The following is a 15504-nucleotide window of genomic DNA, read 5'->3' as shown; positions in this document are numbered from 1 at the left end:
CAGATAAACCCAGATTTATGCAAAGCAAAACTTTCCTTACCGTTGTGACCGCGTTCGCGCTGTTAATGCTCACTTTCCCCAACTATGCCAACGTGTTTTACGCGGCTCCTGAAAGACAGACGGCACCCAAAGTGCAGGAAAAGCCCAAGGCCAAAACAGTGGCAGAGTTCACCATCACTGGAATGACTTGTGCCGCCTGTGAAGGGCACGTTGCCAGTGAGGTGAACAAGTTGCAGGGCATTGTGGGCTTACAGGTTTCCTATGCCAATTCCAATGCCGTGGTGGAGTTTGACAAATCAAAAACGTCACTTGAACAGGTAGAGAAAGCCATAAAAGCAACTGGTTACAAAGTCACAGAAACCAAGATTAAGAAGTAATGGAGATTCTTACCGCTTCCACTATCACATGCCCTGAGTGCGGTCACGCCAAAGAAGAGCAAATGCCCACAGACGCATGCCAGTACTTCTATGAGTGTGATAACTGCCATACCGTATTGAAGCCATTGCAGGGTGACTGCTGCGTATTCTGTAGCTACGGTACAGTGAAATGCCCCCCTATCCAACAGGATAAACCGTGTTGCGCATAGCATCTTCGCAAGCATGAAGATGAAGAAATCCATTCCTGCACTTCCGGTTAGGAATATTGGGGAATCAATCAAATTCTATTCTGAAAAGCTTGGCTTTGAGGCGCGTCACTATGAAGACGAGTTCGCCATTTTAGTCCGTGACGAGGTGGAACTGCACCTATGGAAGTCTGGGGATGAAAGTTGGCGTTCAAAAGGCGCGGCATTGTCCATTCTGCCTGTTTGCAGTGGTGCCGAAAGTTTTCTGGCCGGTACTGCTAGTTGTAGAATAGAGGTACAGGGAATAAATGAATTATTCAGGGAATACCAGAGTCAAGGCGTTATCTACGACACCAATACAGTAGTGGTAGAACAGCCATGGGGGGACAGGGAGTTTCCTGTTTTAGACCATCATAGGAATCTTATTACCTTTTATGAAGTAATTGGATAATCGAAATATTTCGATTATCCAATTTAAACGCGTCAAATTTATTAAGAGAAAGTATACTGTAATTGTTTTGGCATATTTGCCAGCTTTTGTAATTGTAATGTTTTTATAATAGGATATAAAATTGCTGAAAATCAGCAATAATTGGCATTGACCATATAATGCTTGGTGGGGTCTGCTAGGCCAGATATTACCTGTTGAAGTGCTTCTAGTAGGCTTGAATTTAGAATTTCTTGAGGTTCCTGCATATTGGTAGCTACTGTTCTTTTTCAATGGTTAAAAGACTTTGATATTCTGCTAAATCCTCGGCATCCATCTGTTGCTGAATATACTCTTCTAACCCCACATCGTTTTTCTCATTCACGTACCGTGTAAAAGAGAGAACGCTTTTGCAGCTTTCAAAGCCTTTCTCCTGCATTCCTTTACTGACGTTTTCTGGCAACCCTTCCAGCCATTCATGATAATCTTGAAGACTGGGAGAGTAGTCTTTGGCGCTCTGATGGTACCGGTAGGTAATGTTGCCAACTGTGAAAAGCAGTTCATGGAACCGGCGCTGATCAACTGGGCAATTAGCTAAAAATGCTTCTTGGCTAACGTTACAATCTTCTTCTGGGTGTTTTATTTTAATCATTTATAAAAATTATCGTCTTCTGACAGGTTAGTTTTAATAGGATGTGTAAACGTATTGGATGATGATTTAGGCAGTTTTACAATTGCAAAGAGTTAAATGCTGAATTGAAGTTACGGCGCGTGTTGCTCCATCAACTCAATAAATTTATCAGCGTCAACTCCTTTTTTATCTAAGCCAATCCTTGAAAGCCCCCGACTTAAAGCATTCCCAAGCTTTTCTGTTTCGTTTGAAATGTTCGAGATTCTGTTGGAAATCTGCGAGTAATGACCCTGATTGTAAAGTTCTCTTAACTCTGCGTGACAATTCTGTTCCGCCGCTGACATCTCGGCTTTCAACTGTTCTAGCAGTTGAAGCTCGTAATTCTCTATATCTTGCTTCAAGATCCTCTCCCTCTCGTCCAAATGTAGCCGGAAGGTCTCTGCCTGACTCCTGAATTTTCTCAATTTCTCTTCTTTCAGCGTTTTCAAGCTGAGCAAACTGTTCTCTTGCAAGCTCTTCATGTTTTGCAAATTCGCTTGATAGACTTCTTGCCTTTCCCTCAATTTGTTGGAGAATATCTTTGGCTAGTTTATGCCGGTGGGTTTCATCTGAATAAGTACACTTTCTGTTTGGCTCTACTCCTTTGGGGTCATGCCGGAAGTAAGACCGATAATTCTCAATCTTGGATTTAACGGCTTGCATTTCCCTACTGCAGCCCAGGCAGAAATATCCCTTCTTTCCGCTGCGTGCCTCGGAGATATGGATAATCTTATCTTCAACGTTGGAGGCATATACGTTGCCTTCGTCTTTTTCTGCTTCCATGCTAAAAGATACTACTTTTCCAGCGTAGCTGAAATTTCCAAATGAAAATATTTTTATAAGTTGTCTGGCCACGATGTAACTTTCAATAGAGAAGTGGTTTTGTGATTTCCCTAAATGCGTTGCGCTATAAATATTATATTTACCAATTGCAAAGCAGGCGTTCCTTGCCATTTCACCTAAAACAAACTCCTATTTGAGTGTAAATACCATTGGATTACAGGTTTACAGGTGGAAGGAGATTAATAATAGCCCAGAATGAGTTTTCAGAAAATACTAGATAAATACCGGAGAGTAGCCTTTTCAGAACGAGATAAAGGTGAGCGCTTTGAGCGGTTGATGCAGGCCTATCTCAAAACAGACCCCAAATATGCTTACCTGTTCCAAAAGGTATGGCTCTGGAATGAGTTTCCGGGGCGCCATGATTTGGGAGGCGGTGATACCGGAATTGATTTAGTGGCGTTGACGCTGGATGGCGACTACTGGGCTATTCAATGTAAATGCTATCAGGAGAATGCTCTGATAGATAAACCGGCAGTTGATTCTTTTCTTTCTACCTCCAGCCGGGAGTTCAAAGGGGAAGACCTGAAATCCATCCGGTTTACGCAGCGCCTATGGATTGATACCATTGGTAAGAAATGGGGAAGCAATGCAGAAGAGGCTATCAGAAATCAAAATCCGCCGGTAACCAGGTTAAACCTGCATGATTTAAGGGAAGCACCCGTTGATTGGGAAAAACTGGAGCAGGGCATACACGGGGAGGCGGCCAGAGCCCCTAAGAAGGAGTTGCGTGCGCACCAAAAAAAGGCCTTGGGCAAAACGCATGAGCATTTTAAAGACGCGGAGCGGGGCAAGCTAATCATGGCCTGCGGCACGGGCAAGACCTTTAACTCGCTGCGGATTGCTGAAAATGAAACAGACGGCAGGGGCTTAATACTGTTCCTGGTGCCGTCTATCTCTTTGTTGGGGCAAACGCTGCGCGAATGGTCAGCTGATGCGCTGGAGCCCATTAACCCCATCTGTATTTGCTCAGACCCTGAAATAACCCGCAAAAAGACCAAAAACGAAGATACGGATAGTTTCAGCGTAGTGGATTTGGCCTTGCCGGCCTCTACTAATGTAAAAGATATTCTACAGCAGTTCCGGCACATAAAAGAAAACCGAAAGCCTGGCATGACGGTGGTTTTCTCCACATACCAATCCATTGAGGTAATTGCCCAGGCGCAGAAGCAATTACTACAGACCGATATCGGTTTTGGCGTTTTTGACTTAATCATCTGCGATGAAGCGCACCGTACCACGGGGGTAGCATTGGCCGGTGAAGACGAGTCGGCTTTTACCAAAGTGCATGACCCTGATTTTCTGCAGGCCAAAAAGCGGTTATACATGACCGCCACCCCCAGGCTCTACAGCGACGACACCAAAAGCAAAGCTGCCCAGGCCGATGCCGTTTTGTGCTCCATGGATGACCCAAAACTGTATGGCGAGGAAATCTACCGAATAGGTTTTGGAGAAGCGGTTTCCAGAGATTTACTCACCGATTACAAGGTGCTGATTCTTACGTTGAGTGACCAGGACGTGCCACCGGCGGTACAGAAAATGATTGCCGGCCAGGAAAGTGAAATCAATACCGATGATGCTTCTAAGCTGATAGGGTGCGTCAATGCGCTCTCTAAAAAAGTGTTGGGCGATGCCGGCATTATAAAGGAGAGTGACCCGGAGCCGATGCGCCGGGCCTTGGCTTTTTGCCGGAACATAGAAGAATCTAAAAAGATAACGGCCAATTTCATGACCGCTACCGATTCTTACATCAACTCCCTGCCCGACGAGAAAAAAGAACAGATGGTGTCAGTGGCATCGCAGCACATAGATGGCACCATGACCGCGCCCCAGCGCGATGAGCTGTTAGGCTGGCTCAAAGCGGAAACCGAGAACAATGAATGCCGGGTTCTTACCAATGTGCGCTGTTTGAGCGAGGGGGTAGACGTGCCCTCTCTGGATGCTGTCATGTTCCTTTCGGCCCGCAACTCGCAGGTAGATGTGGTACAGTCAGTAGGGCGGGTAATGCGGAAAGCACCGGGTAAAAAGTACGGGTACATTATTATACCGGTGGTTGTGCCCAGCAATGTAGAGGCAGACAAAGCCCTGGATGATAACGACCGCTACAAGGTAGTCTGGACAGTTTTGAACGCCTTACGGGCCCATGATGACCGGTTTAACGCGACGGTTAATAAGATTGAGCTGAACAAACATAGGCCGGAGCAAATCATAGTAGGGCGTCCGGAATATGCCTTCACGCCAGATGGGTTGCCTACGGTGGCTGAAGACCCGGCTCCTTATGGAACAACCCAACAGCTGGCCAACCAATTGATGCTGCAATTTGAGCAATTGCAAAATGTGGTGTTTGCCCGGATGGTGCAAAAAGTAGGCGACCGCCGGTATTGGGAGCAATGGGCCAAAAACGTGGCTGAGATTGCCGAGCGCCAGGCGGAGCGCATCCATAAACTGATAAACGAAGACACAGCACATAGAGAAGCGTTTGCCGGGTTCTTGAACGGGCTGAAGAAGAACATCAACCCCAGCATTACCCAGCATGAGGCGGTAGAGATGCTGAGCCAGCACATAATTACCAAGCCGGTTTTTGAGGCCTTGTTTGAGGGGTATTCTTTTGTGAACAACAACCCCATCTCGGTAAGTATGCAAACCATGCTGGATTTGCTGGAAGGTGGGGCCTTGGAGAAGGATACCGAAACACTCCAGAAGTTCTATGAATCGGTGAAGATGCGGGCCAGCAACATTGACAACGCCGAAGGCAAGCAGCGCATTATCATTGAGCTGTATGACAAGTTCTTTAAAACGGCCTTCCCTAAAATGGTGGAAAGGCTGGGCATTGTCTATACACCCGTGGAGGTAGTGGATTTTATCATCCATTCAGTGAATGATGTACTGAAGAAAGAATTTGGCCGCAGTATTTCTGATGAAAACGTACACGTGCTGGACCCTTTTACCGGTACCGGCACCTTTATTACTCGCCTGTTGCAGAGCGGCCTGATTGATAAGAAGGATTTGGAGCGCAAGTTTAAGCAGGAGCTGCACGCCAATGAGATTGTATTGCTGGCGTACTACATTGCGGCCGTAAACATTGAAAACGCCTTTCATGACCAATTAGAGGAAAACCAGGAATACCAATCTTTTGAAGGCATTGTGCTCACCGATACCTTTCAGTTAGACGAAGTAAAAACCACGCAGTACGGCACGGAAACCACTTTCTCCCGGAACTTTGAACGGATTATGTCGCAGAAGAATGCCCCGCTGCGGGTGATTATGGGCAATCCGCCGTACTCTGTGGGGCAAAAGTCTGCCAATGACAATGCCCAGAACCAGGCTTATCCTAAACTAGATGCGCGCATAGCGGCTACGTATGCCAAGGCAACCGATGCTACGAACAAAAACTCTTTATACGATTCCTATATAAAGGCTTTCCGGTGGAGCACAGACCGCTTAGATAAGAATGGCGGCATTGTCTGTTTTGTTTCTAATGGGGCTTGGCTTGATGGAAATAGTGCCGACGGCTTTCGGAAATCATTGGAAAATGAGTTTTCCGCGATTTACGTTTTCAACTTACGAGGTAATGCGCGCACCAGCGGGGAGTTAAGGCAAAAAGAAGCCGGAAACGTCTTTGGAGGAGGTTCCAGAACCCCCATTTCAATTACGTTGCTGGTCAAAAATCCAGCTCATACAGGTAAGAAGGCTATCATTCATTACCATGACATTGGCGACTATTTAAACCGCGAAGAAAAGCTCGCTTTGGTTAAAAAGTTTAAATCTGTTGGTAATGCTGAAATGCCCTGGAAACAACTTACCCCCAATGACCACGGCGACTGGGTGAACGAACGGAATGACGCCTTCGGAACATTTATCCCAATTCAATCAGAAAAGAAATTTGATTTAAAGGCAAAAGTGTTTTTTGTGGTTAATTCTAGAGGAAATGAATCATCAAGGGACACATGGGTTTATAATTCTTCATTGAGCCTACTTAAATCAAATATGGAGAAAATGGTTAGTTTCTATAATCAGCAAGTAGATGATTTTAATGGAGCTAAGCCATTAAATCCTAAAGTTAATGACTTCATTAATGTAGACCCAAGGAACATCAGTTGGACCAGTAGTTTGATATTGCAATTAGAGAAAGGGAATAGGGCTGTTTTTGAACAAAAAAAGACAGCCAAAGGCCTGTATAGACCTTTTTTTAAGCAAAATGTATATTTAGGGGAGAAAATGATTCATAGACGGGGTCAAATGAACGAGTTCTTCCCAACTCCTTCAAATAAAAATTTCGTCATCTGTATTTCTGGTATAGGAGATTCAAAAAACTTCACTGTTATTATAACTGATATTATTCCAGATGTCCAGCTTCAATTTAATGGACAGGTTTTTCCGCTGTATTATTACGAAGAGCGGCAAAAGCAAACCCCTGGTTTGTTTGATGCTTCAGGGGAAAGTGAATACACCCGCCGCGATGGGCTAAGTGACTTTATCTTAGACCGGGCCAAAAAGCAATACGGCAAAAACGTGAGCAAAGAAGATATCTTCTACTACGTTTACGGGTTCCTGCACAGCCCCACTTACCGCACCCTCTTTGCCAATGACCTAAAGAAAATGCTGCCCCGCCTGCCCCTGGTAGAAGATGTGCGTGATTTCTGGAAGTTTAGCAAAGCGGGCCGCGCCCTGGCAGACCTGCACCTTAACTATGAGAGCGTGCCGGCATACCCAGGGGTTACCGTAACCGGAGCAGAGAGCGGGTTCTATAAAGTAGAGAAAATGCGCTTCCCTAAGAAAGGCCAGAAAGACTGCATTCTCTACAACAGCAAGATTACCCTTGAGAACATTCCTGCCAAAGCTTATGATTACACAGTTAACGGCAAAAGCGCCATTGATTGGGTAATGGAGCGGTACCAGGTAACCACCCACAAAGACAGCGGTATTAAAAATGACCCCAATGACTGGGCAGACGAAGTAGGCAACCCCCGCTATATCCTAGACTTGCTGTTGAGTGTTATCAACGTAAGCGTACAAACCGCAGACATAGTAGAAGAATTGCCACAGCTGGAGTTTTAAAGCGGTAGTAAGAAAGAGATGCGTTTCTGGCCTCATTTTGGGAAAACAGGCCAAAAACGCATCCTTTACTTATAGCTAGGGTTTTGCCTTAGTCGTTAGTTAAAGACAATCAGCGGAGTTTAGGTAGCCCAACGTTTTGGGAAGGGTATGATATGCGTATTCTCCTTTTATTACGTTCCAGCTTATACAGTTCAACAATCCGCCATGGATTGCCACGTCATTGATGTTTATTGGCTCTACGGTTCTATCTGCAAACACTTCTGTAAGAATTCCAACGGCTTCCTCGTCTTTGTTTCCCTCCACCTCAAAAATGGGGGCTAGGATTAAGTTTGCCACTTCCAGATAGTTCACATAGCAACCTATTGCCGATTCAGGGTAGCCTTTGACTTTATACTCCAGAAACGGCATATCAATATAGCTAAGGCTGTAATCAGAAAGCACTTTCTTCATGCCTTTTTTCCAATAGTCATACTCCTCTTCCAGGCAATTGCCGATGAGCGTAGTCCTGTCATAAAACCTCACCAACCCATCTGCGTGGCCAGTCATGTCTGATTTTATTTGCGGTATAACAATTACCTCGGCTTCAAAGAGTTTTTCTAATTCATCTACCAACTTAGACTTGTTGGTGTAAGCTGGGTTCTCCTGGAATATCCTGTCTGTAATAATCACCCTGTCTTCCCACCTTAACACGTTTCCGCCGTCTACATTTATACTGGAGAAAGTAGCCTGAATCTGGTTTAGCTCAAGGGTTGTTTTTGGGTCTGTCTGTAAATCCAGATCTTCTGCTAAATAAGAAGGCTCGTACCTGAACTGGATAAATTTAGATGCCGCTTTCTGGATGGGCATGTAGTCTCTGCACCAGATATCTTTTGTCGAGTTAATGATACCATGCTCTATTTGGTGTTTTTCCAGAACAGAGCAAATCCTGTCAAAGGTGTCGCCATAACGGCTGTCAGCAAACAATTGGTCTGAGAAAAAGACTTTGTTTGTTTCTTTATCTATTACCATTCAGAAGGGAGTCTTGGTATTTAAGCAGTCTAAAATCATAGGGAGAGGAGACTTCCTTCCTATTCAATAAGTCTTTATATTCAGGTAAACCAGCTATATACACATTGGCAGCCGGGGAAGGGGAGAGTAGGACGGAGCTGGGGATTTTTACCTCCGGAAAATTCCTTGAAAAATGCCTCTCAACAAACTTACTTGTGAAATAGATGACCTTGATATTTGCTTTCAAGCAACTGTTGATGCCAGCCGTATTTACCTCAACTATTTTCAGGTTAGAATCTGAGCAGTTACCTTTTGTCCTTTCTATCTTTGAAGCTATGTCTGTGATGGCTATTCCATGCTTCAGACATATTTCGGTTTTATTGTCTTTGGTAAAGCAGGGCATACCAAAGACATCAGACATTAATTTCCAAAAATCGCTTTTGCCGCTCCCGCTATAAAACCAATCTCCATAGTCTTTGCCGTTGTGGCAAGGAAAGCTCCCTATCAATAACTTATCAGCGTTTTCAGGTAGGTAGTAGCCAAAAGGATGTTCTTCTATCATTGGTTAGTTTTTACTTCTTTCAATGCACTGGCACAGTTAATCCATCTGTTTTTGGCCTGATTTTCAGAAATAAGGCCAAAAACAGAAAAAGTGTCTCCATTAGCAAGGCCAATGGTTTGCGTCTGGGTTAGACTTCAAACAAAGCCAGGCCTACTCCTACGGCAAGTAGAGAAAACACAACACTTACTCCAACATACGTGAGGGCTATAAGGTAATTGCCTTGCTGCAAGAGGTGTAAGCTCTCGGCAGAGAAAGCCGAAAAAGTGGTATAGCCGCCACAGAAGCCGGTTGCTAGCAGAAGGCGCAAATCAGCATCTGCCTGGTAGTAACGGTTAAGGAATCCAATGAATAGGCCAATGAGCAGGCAACCCACCACATTGGCCGTAAAAGTGGCAAGCGGGAAAATGTTGGCGTAGTATTTTGAAACGAACAAAGCCGTTAGGTAACGCAGAATGCTGCCAACTGCCCCGCCAATCCCCACCAATAGTATATGTTTTATCATTCAGGATTTCCGGTTTTAGGTTAATTGTAAAATGAGTCAGATTCTCCTTCACTAGGATTAAGTAACCCTAGTGTTACAACTCATTCTAACATGGCTTAAACTTTTCAATTGATTAGATAGCGATAGTAGGTCCTACTGATATAGGTTGCTGTTTTTATAATTATTAGCTTTAAATTCCATAATTCTAAAATTCATAAAGCCAGATAAGTTTGCAGCAGGTCTTCAATCAGCCATTTATCAAGACATGATATTATTTCAAAATCACTTAATCATTCTTGACTACAACCCAAGCACAGATATTCTGTCCGTTGATTGGCCCAACGTCAATAGCTACGATCTTCTGGAGATAGAGCGCTCCTTAAGCATTTTGGTTGATTACATCAGGTCTTATGATGTGAAGAGACTACTTATTGATAGCAGCAAAACGGTCATACACCCAGACATTGACCGCACCACTTATCTGGATATAGTGACGCGGTTCGCAAAGAACCTACAGAACACTAGGCTCCAGAAATCAGCGAGTATTCTCCATACTGATACAATTAGACAGCAAGAGTCCGAGCAGATTTCGGAGGAGGTTACCAGCAAGGTTGAGTTAAAGATTCAAAGCCAGACATTCGCTACCAAAAAAGCTGCATTGGAATGGCTGAAACAGGAAGGCTAAGAGTGGGTATTGCTTTCTAATTTTATTAGAATAAGTGAAAAAGTAAAAGTCCTTTAGTGCCTTTATATGCTTCTAGCGGATAATCTTAAGCTTTGGCCGTGCTACCTCGTTTTCCTGGTATCGGGTTTTAAAATCTTCCAATTGTAAAGACAGCAGCTGCGCCAACTCTTCTTCTGAATACCCTAAATCATTTAAATGGGCATCCACCAGTTCTTGCAACAGAATAGGGGGCTCCGGTGCGGGATCCAGTTCTTTGGGTTCCTTTGTCCGGTATCCCAAAGCGCTCATTTGCTGCCATAGGTACCGGTACTGGTTTTCGGTAATCAGGCGCAGTGTTTTAGCCCGGATAATAAGGGCTGCCATGGACACTTTCCAGTATCTTTTCAAATCTGCCAACCTGGCAATATCCACCTTTCCCAAGTGGGATTTAATTTCCGCAGCGGGCATCAGGAACTCAGCCGCAAAAGCATATGCTTCCGCTTCCACGTCCCGGTTTTCTGCAATGGGTTGCCCCAGGTGCAGCAGAATGTGGCCTAATTCATGGGCAATTGTCAAGCGCTGCCGGTCAGTTGGTATGTTGCGGTTGTAGAATATGATAGGATGGTTAGTATCGGTAAAGATGTTCAGACCATCCATCTTAGGTGAGTCAAAATCAATAGGTACCACCAGAATTCCCTTGTCTTCCACCAGCTTCGTTATATTTTCTATCCTCCCTTTCGGTAGCCGCCAGTATTCCCGCAAGTATGTAGCGCACTTTTCCGGAGAGCCATGTTCCTCTACTTCCCATTTTGGCAATTGTAAATCAGGTATATCAACTGAGTTCAGCAGTTTCTCCAGGTTGATTTTGCTGATATTCATAGTGGCATCAGCCTTGGCCAAGTCCTTCTTGGTAAACACAGTTCGTTTCCGATAATGCACCAGACTCGGGTTATACAGCTGATTCTGCTGGAAGAAGAAACTTGCCGGATACGCCAATTCAGCACTTAATATATTCAGCAGTTCTTCTGATACGTTCTGAAGCCCATTTTCAATCTTAGACAGGGTGCCCTGTTTGATGCACATTTTCTCAGCCAGCTCTTTTTGGGTTACCCCACGCGATTCACGAGCTAAAATGACCATGTTAGGGTTCACCTTACCTAGGAAAAGCATATTCGTTTCCATCATTTAACCTATCCTTCTATTGTCTTGTCTGCTTGTGGTTTCTTCTTTACAGTCACCCTTCTTTCTGCAATAGGAACTACTGTTGCGCCGGTCTCGGTGTAGAATGGTATTTCCGGTTGTTCCTGACCTAATCGGGTCCGTAAATCTATATTCCATATAACGGAATTGAAGGGACGGTAAACCAGATTGATGGAGCCAATGCTGTCAATGGCTTCGCGGTTAGAGGTGTACCCCGCATAAATGCAGGGGATGTTCTCAAATCCCTCAAAACTGTTCTGGTAGTTCAAATCCTCCGTCCGCTTCGTCGCATTATTGGTGCTGGGTGACAGATCAGCGTTAAGCTTGTTGAACCGGATGAAGAGTTTACCCCTTAGTAAGATGCCGAAAGGGTCATTGCGCAAAGGATTTATGATAACTTCCGGGTCACCTGAAAAAGCTTCCTCGGCATAGATGCACATAAAGTTGTTGACCATCACGGATTTCGCTAATGGTGACCAGCTTGTGTATTTCTCCCGGATCTCTGAGTGAGTTGCCTCCAGCCGTTTCACATCAGCCATCGCCTTCTCAACAATAGAAACAAATTTTTCAAAATAAGGGAGCAGATATCCAGTTGCTTCTTCCTGAGGTAAAAGTTTCTTCATAGTCTTCCATCTTTAAAACAAAGATAAAGATTAATTTGTAAAATAAAAGAAAAATATTCCTGTAAATTTAATAGATGCTGTAAAATATTCCTATGATGAGAGATGTGCTGATACTAATTAAAATAGAAGTGGCATACAAAGTCCCTAATTGCCCTTGTGCACTATCAAAATATCTTCTATGTGCGTGGTATAGCAAGACGTGCAAGCCCCTGTTCTGTTAATCCTGCCTCCGCATAGCTACTTTCAACGTACTGGCCAAATACCTATTCGGTAGAGGGAGCGGGCTCTGTCAGGCTTTTAACCTGCCCTGGTCCAGAACCTTGTGTTTCTGTATCAAAGGTGGTAGTATTCTGTAAGTGTCCGAAGCCCGTGCAGAAGGCGAACATCAAAGAAATCAGAAGAATTGTAAAGTATTTAACTCTAAATTGTTCTGCCATGACAGGTTATTCTTATTATATATAGCCTTGTATCACGCAATGATTGTTTCATTACAGTAATCATTTTCAGTTCTAAGATATCGCGCTTTGAATCAACCCTGTTAAAGTTAGGTTGATGAAGCCTTTCCATTATGAGTTGATGGTCTTATACTTATAAGAGAAGAGAATAATTCGTTCGGCGATTTATGTAGGGGTAAATATATGGAATATAACTAGCTAGTGAGGCAAAAACAGCACTGCGATTAATCCTGCCCATAGAATACATTCAACAATAGACAGCGAACAATAGCCTAAAAGCCATTTTTATGCAATTTTTTGTAGGTGAAATACATAAAAAAGGGGATGAACTATCACTAACTGCCAACGTATATTTGGTTTAATTTAAATCTACTTATCTGAGAAAACTATGGAAAACCACAGCTATCAACAACTCATCGAAAAACTGATAGTCTGCATTAACACCTGTGAGTTGTGCTTCTCCCACTGCCCCTCAGAGGTTGGGATTCTTCATAGATGGCAACCTAACAAATAGAATCTTTAACCGCATATGTCGAAAGGCCACACTATCTCCCCAGGAAGCCAGAATAAATCCCGCCTGAAGTGGGTCCTGGGCCTTACCCTGCTCTACCTAGTGGCGGAAGTCATCGGCGGCATCTGGACCGGAAGCCTGGCTCTCCTGGCGGACGCCGGCCACATGCTGACAGACGTGGGGGGGCTGGCTTTCGCCCTAATCGCCATCAACCTGGCCGAGCGGAAAGCGACACCGGAGAAGACGTTCGGCTACTACCGGGCAGAAATCCTGGCGGCGCTGGCCAATGCGGTGATATTGATAGGTGTCTCCCTATACATCCTGTACGAGGCATACCTGCGTTTCAGAACCCCGCCCGAAGTGGAAAGCAAACCCATGTTGGTGATCGCTGGAATCGGTCTGTTGGTCAACCTGGCTGGGATGTACATTCTACGCAAAGGCTCCAATGACAGCCTCAATATGAAGGGTGCTTACTTTGAGGTGCTTTCCGACATGCTGACCTCCATCGGCGTAATTGTAGCGGGGGTGATCATGTGGACCACGGGGTGGTACTACGCCGACCCTATCCTGTCTGCGGGCATTGGTCTTTTTATACTGCCCCGCACATGGATTCTACTGAAGGACGCAGTCAGCGTCTTACTGGAGGGAACACCGGCGGATGTCAACCTAGGCTCCCTGCGGGAAGCCATGGTGAAGTTGCCGGGGGTGGCCGATGTGCATGACCTGCATGTCTGGTCACTGACTACCGGTGTCAATGCCATGAGTGCCCATGTGGTGCTGCATGAAAAGGCGGCGCCCAGTGAAGTGTTGAAGCGGGTGAATGATCAGGTAAAGGAATCTTTCAAGATCAGCCACACTACCATCCAACTAGAGTCTCCCGGCTTCCAGGAGCAGGAAACTCACCTTTAAACCTATCACTGGAATAGACGGAGCTAGGTTAGCAGTGGGTAAATTATTTCCCACTCCAGATGCCCGACCGGGTTCATGAGGTCTCTCCCTAGTTTTATATCCCAGTACCGTTGTAGGGGCGCCTGGATCCTTCTTATGGCCCCAAGCTAAGCTCTTCCTAGCTAATTATACCTTACGGTCGTTAGAAAAGGATACCGTAATCATAGGTAGGACGAAGCATTAAAAACCAAATGGATGCCAAGAAGGTATAAGATAAGATACGCCAACTTAAACTACAATGCTATGGAAAACGAACATCCGGGAGAACACCAAAAAAGCGCAGAGAGCCACAGAAAAGCGGCGCAGTATTATCAGCAGGCGGCCGAACAGCACCGGGCGGCGGCTGAGCATTTAAACTCGGGCGACCATGAAAAAGCCGCCCACCATGGCTATACCGCCTATGGACTGAGTGAGCATGCGAGACATCACGCCAAGGAGGCAGCCCTGCACCACTCCCACGAGCATAAGTCCAATGAGCCGTTACACGCTCATGAGCAAGGTGGACAGCAAAACAGGCAATAATACAGGATATTTAACCTTTTAAGTCAATAAAGTGCAACGGATGAACCTTATCTATGATAGACTAGGCTCATCCGTTGCACTTTATATCAATACCCATCTTAACTCTCAGGCAACCTTTTGCTATTTTATACCTAGCGTCTTTGGGAGGAGAAGTTAAAGAATACTATTGTGACTTAGACCGAAGTAAACGGTTGCCACAAATACTTTGGGGAGTGCACCCTTAACAAAATGGTTGAATATGGCAAATTCACGATACATATACGCTTTTTGCCTTCCGCTTTTTCCATCATATAAAGTGCCACCAAAGATTCTATTCCCGCCACCTCTAACGACCCCTAATGCCCCTTAAAGGACAGCGTGCGCCGCTCTTTTTTGTTGCCCGGGTCGAGTTGCGGTTCTTTTTCTTCTTGTTCCTCCATTTCTGCTCTTTCAAGGGAACAGCTCACCTGGGTTTTCCGATTGGTGACTGCTCCGACGGTTCATCGGCTCATCCAAAGACTCTAAAGATTAAACCATTCATCTATACCACCGGCTTTACGATTACCTCTGTTAAGACCGAATTGGAGATAAAGCAGTCGTTATGAGCCCTGTGATGCAGGGCGGCTATCTGGTCAGGAGTGGGCAGATTCTCTCCGCTAAAAGTCACCTTGGGGTTTAAAGTAACCTGTAAAACCGCCATCTTCCCTTGGGCATTTTTACCCACCGAAGCAACCGCCTCGTCTTCGTAGCGCCCTACGGTAAATTTCTGAAAGGCAGCAAGGGCCAGAAAGGTGAGCAGGTGGCAGCTGGCTAGGGAGGCGGCAAAGGCTTCTTCCGGATTGACCAGTTCGGCCTTGCCTAAGTACTCCGGCGCAGCAGAGGCTTCTACGGCACTGCCCCCGCCAAAGGTCCAGGTATGGGTGCGGCTGTACGTTTTATACGTGAAATCGGTATTGGGACCCGACCATAGCAGGTTTGCTCTGTATTCGCTCATTTCTTTGTTAATTATAGGTTT

15 protein-coding genes are annotated in these 15504 nt (G+C 45.2%); 7 read left to right on the top strand and 8 right to left on the bottom strand.

The features are described 5' to 3' along the window. From H7U12_RS01680 to H7U12_RS01675, 3 genes are all read left to right on the top strand, one after another. Positions 1–377, top strand: a 377-nt coding sequence (locus H7U12_RS01680; RefSeq protein ID WP_206683847.1) for a heavy-metal-associated domain-containing protein, incomplete at its 5' end; no start/stop codon positions are given. Continuing rightward, complete coding sequence (locus H7U12_RS22515) at positions 377–586, top strand: GDCCVxC domain-containing (seleno)protein (RefSeq protein WP_241749043.1); 210 nt, start codon at positions 377–379, stop codon at positions 584–586. The genes H7U12_RS01680 and H7U12_RS22515, both read left to right, overlap by 1 nt. A 13-nt stretch (positions 587–599) precedes the next feature. Continuing rightward, positions 600–1013 carry a bleomycin resistance protein gene (locus tag H7U12_RS01675; protein WP_186631874.1) on the top strand — a complete coding sequence of 138 codons (414 nt, stop codon included), beginning with the start codon at positions 600–602 and terminating at the stop codon, positions 1011–1013. A 253-nt stretch (positions 1014–1266) separates the two neighbouring features. Here H7U12_RS01675 and H7U12_RS01670 read toward each other — a convergent pair whose 3' ends face one another. Beyond that, on the bottom strand, positions 1267–1641 hold the full coding sequence (locus H7U12_RS01670) for a hypothetical protein (RefSeq protein ID WP_186631873.1): 375 nt from the start codon (positions 1639–1641) through the stop codon (positions 1267–1269). A 165-nt stretch (positions 1642–1806) separates the two neighbouring features. After that, on the bottom strand, positions 1807–2613 hold the full coding sequence (locus H7U12_RS01665) for a hypothetical protein (RefSeq protein WP_186631869.1): 807 nt from the start codon (positions 2611–2613) through the stop codon (positions 1807–1809). Between the two features lie 84 nt (positions 2614–2697). Between H7U12_RS01665 and H7U12_RS01660 the strand changes: the two genes are divergently transcribed. Further along, a complete protein-coding gene (locus H7U12_RS01660) occupies positions 2698–7557 on the top strand; it encodes a DEAD/DEAH box helicase (RefSeq protein WP_186631866.1) in 4860 nt (1619 codons plus the stop codon). Positions 7558–7656: 99 nt separating this feature from the next. Here the strand turns inward: H7U12_RS01660 and H7U12_RS01655 are convergent, their stop codons facing one another. The 3 genes from H7U12_RS01655 to crcB form a co-directional block, all read right to left on the bottom strand. Next, positions 7657–8565, bottom strand: a complete 909-nt coding sequence (locus H7U12_RS01655) for an agmatine deiminase family protein (protein WP_186631863.1) — start codon at positions 8563–8565, stop codon at positions 7657–7659. Beyond that, positions 8552–9106, bottom strand: coding sequence for a uracil-DNA glycosylase family protein (locus tag H7U12_RS01650; RefSeq protein ID WP_186631860.1), 555 nt, complete (start codon positions 9104–9106; stop codon positions 8552–8554). Before H7U12_RS01650 ends, H7U12_RS01655 begins: the two co-directional genes overlap by 14 nt. Before the next feature lie 127 nt (positions 9107–9233). Continuing rightward, complete coding sequence (crcB, locus tag H7U12_RS01645; RefSeq protein WP_186631857.1) at positions 9234–9608, bottom strand: fluoride efflux transporter CrcB; 375 nt, start codon at positions 9606–9608, stop codon at positions 9234–9236. A gap of 244 nt (positions 9609–9852) precedes the next feature. Between crcB and H7U12_RS01640 the strand changes: the two genes are divergently transcribed. Then, a complete protein-coding gene (locus H7U12_RS01640; RefSeq protein WP_186631854.1) occupies positions 9853–10272 on the top strand; it encodes a hypothetical protein in 420 nt (139 codons plus the stop codon). 72 nt (positions 10273–10344) lie between these two features. Here H7U12_RS01640 and H7U12_RS01635 read toward each other — a convergent pair whose 3' ends face one another. Both H7U12_RS01635 and H7U12_RS01630 read right to left on the bottom strand, forming a co-directional pair. After that, positions 10345–11436 carry a helix-turn-helix domain-containing protein gene (locus H7U12_RS01635; protein ID WP_186631851.1) on the bottom strand — a complete coding sequence of 364 codons (1092 nt, stop codon included), beginning with the start codon at positions 11434–11436 and terminating at the stop codon, positions 10345–10347. A gap of 5 nt (positions 11437–11441) precedes the next feature. Further along, the gene (locus H7U12_RS01630) at positions 11442–12074 is read right to left on the bottom strand and encodes a hypothetical protein (RefSeq protein WP_186631848.1); all 633 of its coding nucleotides are present in this window, start codon (positions 12072–12074) and stop codon (positions 11442–11444) included. Between the two features lie 984 nt (positions 12075–13058). Between H7U12_RS01630 and H7U12_RS01625 the strand changes: the two genes are divergently transcribed. Both H7U12_RS01625 and H7U12_RS01620 read left to right on the top strand, forming a co-directional pair. Next, on the top strand, positions 13059–13949 hold the full coding sequence (locus tag H7U12_RS01625; RefSeq protein ID WP_186631845.1) for a cation diffusion facilitator family transporter: 891 nt from the start codon (positions 13059–13061) through the stop codon (positions 13947–13949). A 282-nt stretch (positions 13950–14231) separates the two neighbouring features. Beyond that, a complete protein-coding gene (locus H7U12_RS01620; RefSeq protein ID WP_186631836.1) occupies positions 14232–14510 on the top strand; it encodes a hypothetical protein in 279 nt (92 codons plus the stop codon). Between the two features lie 520 nt (positions 14511–15030). Here H7U12_RS01620 and H7U12_RS01615 read toward each other — a convergent pair. Beyond that, positions 15031–15483, bottom strand: a complete 453-nt coding sequence (locus tag H7U12_RS01615) for an OsmC family protein (RefSeq protein WP_186631834.1) — start codon at positions 15481–15483, stop codon at positions 15031–15033. Between the last annotated feature and the right edge of the window lie 21 nt (positions 15484–15504).

Origin of the sequence: Rufibacter sediminis, assembly GCF_014269285.1 — a bacterium.
Classification (GTDB): domain Bacteria; phylum Bacteroidota; class Bacteroidia; order Cytophagales; family Hymenobacteraceae; genus Nibribacter; species Nibribacter sediminis.
The sequence above is the reverse complement of the archived record's forward strand: the minus strand, read 5'-3'. Positions and strand labels throughout refer to the sequence as shown.